13 protein-coding genes are annotated in these 5,882 nt (G+C 40.4%); all 13 read right to left on the bottom strand.

Annotated elements, in window-relative coordinates; all coding sequences use genetic code 11:
- Positions 1-96 precede the first annotated feature (96 nt).
- The 13 genes from ACGLXV_RS22130 to ACGLXV_RS22070 all read right to left on the bottom strand — a co-directional run bounded on the left by ACGLXV_RS22130 (position 97) and on the right by ACGLXV_RS22070 (position 5,632).
- Positions 97-246: a hypothetical protein gene (locus tag ACGLXV_RS22130; RefSeq protein WP_391560323.1), complete on the bottom strand. Its 150-nt coding sequence runs from the start codon at positions 244-246 to the stop codon at positions 97-99.
- Positions 247-256: 10 nt separating this feature from the next.
- Entirely contained in the window at positions 257-529 is a 273-nt protein-coding gene (locus ACGLXV_RS22125; protein WP_391560322.1) for a hypothetical protein, read from the bottom strand.
- Positions 530-539: 10 nt separating this feature from the next.
- Positions 540-758: a hypothetical protein gene (locus tag ACGLXV_RS22120; RefSeq protein WP_391560321.1), complete on the bottom strand. Its 219-nt coding sequence runs from the start codon at positions 756-758 to the stop codon at positions 540-542.
- Between the two features lie 66 nt (positions 759-824).
- Complete coding sequence (locus tag ACGLXV_RS22115) at positions 825-1,601, bottom strand: ATP-dependent Clp protease proteolytic subunit (RefSeq protein ID WP_391560320.1); 777 nt, start codon at positions 1,599-1,601, stop codon at positions 825-827.
- Positions 1,601-2,434: a PhoH family protein gene (locus ACGLXV_RS22110; protein WP_391560319.1), complete on the bottom strand. Its 834-nt coding sequence runs from the start codon at positions 2,432-2,434 to the stop codon at positions 1,601-1,603. Before ACGLXV_RS22110 ends, ACGLXV_RS22115 begins: the two co-directional genes overlap by 1 nt.
- Positions 2,435-2,450: 16 nt before the next feature.
- Complete coding sequence (locus tag ACGLXV_RS22105; protein WP_391560318.1) at positions 2,451-2,753, bottom strand: hypothetical protein; 303 nt, start codon at positions 2,751-2,753, stop codon at positions 2,451-2,453.
- 73 nt (positions 2,754-2,826) lie between these two features.
- Positions 2,827-3,057, bottom strand: a complete 231-nt coding sequence (locus tag ACGLXV_RS22100; RefSeq protein WP_391560317.1) for a hypothetical protein — start codon at positions 3,055-3,057, stop codon at positions 2,827-2,829.
- Positions 3,054-3,269, bottom strand: a complete 216-nt coding sequence (locus ACGLXV_RS22095; protein ID WP_391560316.1) for a hypothetical protein — start codon at positions 3,267-3,269, stop codon at positions 3,054-3,056. The genes ACGLXV_RS22100 and ACGLXV_RS22095 overlap by 4 nt, the downstream gene beginning before the upstream one ends.
- Before the next feature lie 29 nt (positions 3,270-3,298).
- Positions 3,299-3,709, bottom strand: a complete 411-nt coding sequence (locus tag ACGLXV_RS22090) for a hypothetical protein (protein ID WP_391560315.1) — start codon at positions 3,707-3,709, stop codon at positions 3,299-3,301.
- The gene (locus ACGLXV_RS22085; RefSeq protein ID WP_391560314.1) at positions 3,706-3,870 is read right to left on the bottom strand and encodes a hypothetical protein; all 165 of its coding nucleotides are present in this window, start codon (positions 3,868-3,870) and stop codon (positions 3,706-3,708) included. Before ACGLXV_RS22085 ends, ACGLXV_RS22090 begins: the two co-directional genes overlap by 4 nt.
- Positions 3,871-3,873: 3 nt before the next feature.
- Complete coding sequence (locus ACGLXV_RS22080) at positions 3,874-4,083, bottom strand: hypothetical protein (RefSeq protein ID WP_391560313.1); 210 nt, start codon at positions 4,081-4,083, stop codon at positions 3,874-3,876.
- Between the two features lie 512 nt (positions 4,084-4,595).
- A complete protein-coding gene (locus ACGLXV_RS22075) occupies positions 4,596-4,907 on the bottom strand; it encodes a DUF4326 domain-containing protein (protein WP_391560312.1) in 312 nt (103 codons plus the stop codon).
- Between the two features lie 431 nt (positions 4,908-5,338).
- Positions 5,339-5,632 (bottom strand): ADP-ribosylation factor GTPase-activating family protein, encoded by a 294-nt coding sequence (locus ACGLXV_RS22070; RefSeq protein WP_391560311.1) that lies wholly within the window; start codon positions 5,630-5,632, stop codon positions 5,339-5,341.
- Positions 5,633-5,882: the final 250 nt, after the last annotated feature.

Raw genomic sequence — 5,882 nt, 5'->3', positions numbered from 1 at the left:
GGGTAAGGGCCGTCCCAATCTTCTGTTTCTAGGTCTTCTTCGAGACCTTCGTAATATTTTTCAAGTTCAGCGTCTAAGAAACAATCATATGCGCTATCACTCATACCCCAACACCTCTTCAATGGCTGAAATTACATCTTCTCCCAAAGCATGACTAGCTCCAACTTGGTCGTGATCAATCCAATTACCAATACTTGTGTTCTCAACACTTTCTACGTCTTCAGAATATTCTACAAATTGATTCAAAATAATAGCCTCAGAAAATATTAATAAACCCAAGTGTATGATATGTCACAGAATCTTTACGTGGAGTTCCTTCACTAACATCCCAACGAACGTGTGTAACATCTTTACCATTCTTTGTGTAGACACAGGCATAAAGTTTATCACCAACCAAGAACGCTTGTTTAGCCTCATGAATCTTATAGAAATCTTTTGAATCACGATAATGAACTACAGCAATCTCTGCCTGTGGGTCTTGAGCAATACGTTGGTATTTACGGGCTGACAATTGATGTTTGAGTTTCATGTTGTTCTCCTTATTTACTCTTCCGGTCAATGATAAATACTGCACCATCGTTACACTTAAACTTCCAAGCATCAATAACAATTTTACTTGTATTGATTCCACTATTTTTTGTGCACACTTCTGACAAAAGTTTATTTGTGTCTTGAGCATTCACACTGTACTCAGTGACAGTAACCGTGATAACCACTGTCAAAAATGTCCAAGCACATAGGCCTAAAAACTCACCCATAATTTTCTCTCCTTTGTTTGTTAATGTCCGTCATTGTAAGCCCGGACATTGTTCAGGTCAAGTGATTTATTCAGTTTTCTCTACAACTTTTGTAGCTTTTGTGCGGGATGCTTTCTTTTCAGCAGCCAACCGGGACTTTTCATATGCTGCAATTCCATCTTTTACAGCATCAGCCACGATCTCTTGCAATGTAGGCATTGAATCAAAGTCTTCTTCGTCTTCCATTTCTGCAAGTGCTTGAAGCTGAGCATTTTTAGGGCAATCAGCTTGACCACAATTACAAGGTTGACTTGCACGATACTCTTTGAAACCTTGAAGACGTTCTTTGAGTTCATCACCATCAAACAGCAAGTCTACACCTTTCAGAGCCTCAAGGATTTCATTTTCCGTCAAAAATCCACTGTAAGTGTTGCGCAAAGAACGTTCATTCAGTTTCTTGTTAAATGCGGCAGTGTTATAAACTTGTGCTTCGTGGCCATATGTCCCATAGCTGAAGCCGTGGACAAGGAAAGTGGACATTTCATCAACTTCCCAATCATCTGCCGCAAGACAAATAGCTGTGCCTTCGCTGGCCGTACCCATACCAATCACAGCTACAATAGTTGCACCACAACGATTCATGTGTTGGATGTATTGATGTCCTACAGAGACACTGCCGCCCGGTGATTGTATCCAGAGTCGGATGAGGTCTTCTGGACCCGCTTGGTGGTATACAGCAAAGTGCTCTAGATATTCGTCAGCATCATGAGAGATTTCTCCGTGTAAGTAAAGATTGTATTCATTACTTACGAAGCTCTTGCTAATAAGTTGACTTGGTTTTTGTGTCATAGAGATATCTGACATTAGTTACGCTCCTTTTCGAAATAAAATGCTTTTACAAGTGCTTTGGTTAGTTTACTACGACGACCACTATCCTCAAAAGTGAAGTTTACAAACCCGATGTTGTTTTCAAGTTCGTAAATATCTTCTTTATCAAGAAACTTTGGCGGGTTTTCTTTAATGGACTCAAGCAATTGGCTTAGGTATGAAAGACCTGTTTCTTTTCTGATGTCCTTTTGACGCCAGTCGCCCGTCAAGCAAAGTTGAGCACCATCACCAACCCTTGTAGTCATCATTTGCATCAAGTCAGTATCAAATCCTTGAGCCTCTTCGCACAAGACGAACACCCCATCTTCAAAACTATACCCACGCAGCCATTCAACACTTTTGAATTCTACAACTTTCTTTTCAAGCATATATGCAAGCTGAGCTTTACCAAGAAACTTACTCAGATGTTCAAGGATACTTGTAAAAATTACTGCCAATTTTTCTGTTTCGGAACCGGGAACCGCGCCTATTGTACGACCGCAAGATTCATATGGACGGACAAGAAAGAGTTTGTGGATACTCTTCTCACGCAAGAGGTTGGCTGCATGCCAAGCTGCAAGAATTGACTTCCCACCACCTGCTGGGCCTTGCAGTGCTACAATCTTACGACCTTCTTGCAAGTAATACGCACCAAGTTTCTGAGCATCACCAATTGGTGTGAATGGCATTGCGTTAAATACTTTTTCTTCAGCAAATTTGTCACGATTTACAGCAGAACCTCCTACTTTAGTTTTACGTGTGCGAGTCCTAGGTACGGCTACTTCTAATCCGTCCACTTCCATCATAATCTGCCGTTGTTTCGCGCCCATCAGTATTTCCTTCTAGTTATTTACTTTCAATAGAATCAAGAATCTCTTCAATCTTACGCAGCTCTTCACCACTCATATCAACAACCCTACTAATAAACACCTCAAACTTCTCCTTAAAAGTATCCTGCACTCGTTTACGATCAGCGTCAAGGTGTCTTGAATACCAACCCCTTACCTTCTGATCAAGGTCTTCAAACTTTACTTTAGCACACATTCCACAAAGCATGTCAGTCAGGTCATCAATTTTCTTTGCTTGCTCTACAACTAATCGTGCATTCTCTTTCCTATCGTCATCATCTCTTGAATCATAACACGGCATTGCTTTTCTCCCTTTTGGTTTATCCGTGTGTACACACTCTCACATTTCCAACCCGTTTGCAACCTTTATCTCACTATTCTACAAAGAATTTACGCTCCGAACCCTCTTTAAGCGCTTCATGGAACTTCTCACAAGCTTTCAATACATCACACCTCTGACTGATAGCGCAACTGATGCCATTGAAATCAAATCTGACAATCGCAAGATTATTCTTGACAGCATAAGCATTAGCCTCTGTGCAAGCATCCTCAATGGATGTCCCCGCAAGAAAATTTACATGTACTTCCATATTAGACTTTCTCATAACTTCTCCTCTAATTCAAGCAGTTCATTACTCATCAATCCTGCCGCCGTAATTACGTTAAAGAATTTCTGGTACATTTTCTCGTAATACCCACGCTCTTCAACAGCTTTAGCAAGCAAATGGTACAGAGCTTCAGCGTAACCAATTTGATTAATATTTGGGTCTAGTAAAACTTGCTGAAGACTTCCCCAACATCCATTAGTGTCCAACATTCTAAGTTTATCAATCTCCTGAGGCTTCATTAGATCAGATCGCTCCCAACAATAACAGCCTTATTAATTTCCCTAATAGCTGTCGTCCCTTCAAACGTGGCAGTGAGCTTCACACCAACAGATATACCTCCCCCGTAAGATTCACCATATCCTGTAGCATTACTACCAACTTCCATCTGGGCAGAATACTTATCAAACACCGCTTTCAACTCAGCAAGGAAGTTATTCATAACTGCATTTTGTTCCTCCTGAATGGCTTGGTCAATATAAGATTGAGCCCATACCTTAATGCTGTCAAGCTCTACAGAAAACCCATCAAACACTGGCTGATACGCAAGTTCACCCGTTGCTTCTATGGATGTTTCTAGAAGGTTGAGGGTGTCTTCTGATTCTATGGCTTTTGCTAATATCGCTTCATAAGCGGATTTATTGATTGTCATTCTTCTTCATCCTTTGCAAATTTATATCCAGCATCCCATATGTTCTTATAGCTGACAAGGTAGCTCTTAGCCTCACCTTCTGTGTACATGCCGCCTTTGATGGTTACGCCATCTAGTGTTATATAATACCTACCAGAATCAGTACGTTTAATTTCCAACATTATCTATTCTCCTTTCTTAAAAATTAATTTACCAATATCTTCAGCACTGATGCAGTCCTCTGTGTTGAATGTTCCACATGAGTAGAGAAGATACTCCTCAATATCTTCAAAACTTATAGAGTCAACAGTTTGGACACTCTCACCATTGTCAAGTTTGTTTGCCAACTCTTTCATTCTGGTAAAGAACTCTTCTTCAGTTTCATGCCTAATCATCAGAACCACCTACTATTAGAGTCAATATGAAAAGGTTCTAGGTGTTCAAGAGCCTCTCTTAAATCTTTTTCGTTTTCACAGTAATCACACCAATTATCCTGCGACACTAAAATGTCATCTTCGTAAAGATCATAAGTTGACGAACTGTTTGAGCAGCAACCACAACCTTCTACCCAAGAGTCATACCTATATTCAATTACTCGTTTCATCTCACACCCCTCTAAAATCTGAAAAGTCTTGTTTATCGAATACCTGCCACCAAACAAGAATACACAAATTGATTGGCCAGATCAATAAGCTTTCTACCAAAAGAATCGTCCAGAACAACGCACAGATAACATTGTCTGGAACATTGTATAATTCATCAATCGAATCGTCTCTTTTAGCGGCATTTCTCATAGCCTGAGCGATGTTCTCTGGTGGAGAGGGTAAGCGGCTCAGGTTGGATGTGATGTAGTTGCGCAGGAGGTAAAAGCTGCATATAGAGCAGATGAGCCACAAGAATAGATAAGTCATTTAGATTCCTTAGCCCATTGAATAGCCCTGACCAATACGTCACCATGACAAGTCTGCGGAGCACAGTAACATGCTAATCGTTTACCATCCAGTTCTAGGAGCATTCCTTTTGTAACATCTCCAGATTTAATAGCATCCCAAAGATAATTCCTATAGCTTTCGATTGACTCTTCTCGCGATTCACTCTTATACAAAGCCTTTGTACCTTGTTTAAATGAGAACGGATTTCCCCAAATCGAACCCCTACCAATGTATACAATATCTGGATCGTCCATATTAACTTTATATTTGTTGACAACTGTTGTCATTTCCTCATCACTCCCTCTTCCTTCCCATCAATAATATCAAGTAACCGTACTATATCAGCCCTAGTGTAGAACGTCTCCTCTGTAGCTCCTAGATAGCTAATGTGGAGGAGAGTGTTCTTAGGGGATGTGATGACGAAGATTTCGTCTATGTCGTGGTCTCTGAATTGGTGGGTCATCAGATATTCACCTTGTAATATTCAGGGCAGTCTGAGCAGCGACGACCTACAGCTAGGTAATCAATACAATATTTGGCGTTAGCACTACACTCAGTATCACACGATCGATTATGCTCTTCTACAAGTTTTACTAGTGCAAGGTATTTGTTTTCGTAGTTAATCCTCATACTGCAAGTACTGAAGTCGCACAGCATTCCGTCTACATGGGCACAACCCTCATCTTTGTATAGGGTGCAATGCTTTACAGGATCTTTATCAGTCATCTTCGCCCCCCTTACGTTTCTCAGCTTCCAGCCGTTTAGTTTCAGATTGAAAATCCCTAATCACTTTATTACTGATTGCATCTGGATGATCAGGTGAATGGTCAACATCACCGATCAGTTCAGGTTCCCAAGCATCTTGCCACAGGCTAGCATGGTTTCGTAGGTGCATGCCAAGACTCAAGTGCATTAGTGCTGGTTCTTCAGCGTGGAACCAAAGCTTATCTGCACGACTGAAGTTATTGTATATTTCTCCCATCAAAGCGTAAGCCCGTTCGTAACCATTCATTTCTTCTCTCCTTTGTGTTTCTGATTTGATGTACCTAGTCTAACCTACAGATTCAAGGAATGCAAGCGTGAATCCAAAAGATTTTATGCTGGTTAGATTTTGTTGGAATAGAGGATTGTTTTGTTGGGATAGATCAAAAAACAGACGAAAGGACTTGCTTTATTTGAAAATCCATGTTAGTATAAGATGAATAGGTAGTAAAATTAAAGAGTTAAATAAATCTCTTGCTCTACTTCTATAATTCTGTATA

Origin of the sequence: Robertmurraya sp. (assembly GCF_036676585.1) — a bacterium.
Taxonomy (GTDB): domain Bacteria; phylum Bacillota; class Bacilli; order Bacillales; family Cytobacillaceae; genus Robertmurraya_A.
The sequence above is the reverse complement of the archived record's forward strand: the minus strand, read 5'-3'. Positions and strand labels throughout refer to the sequence as shown.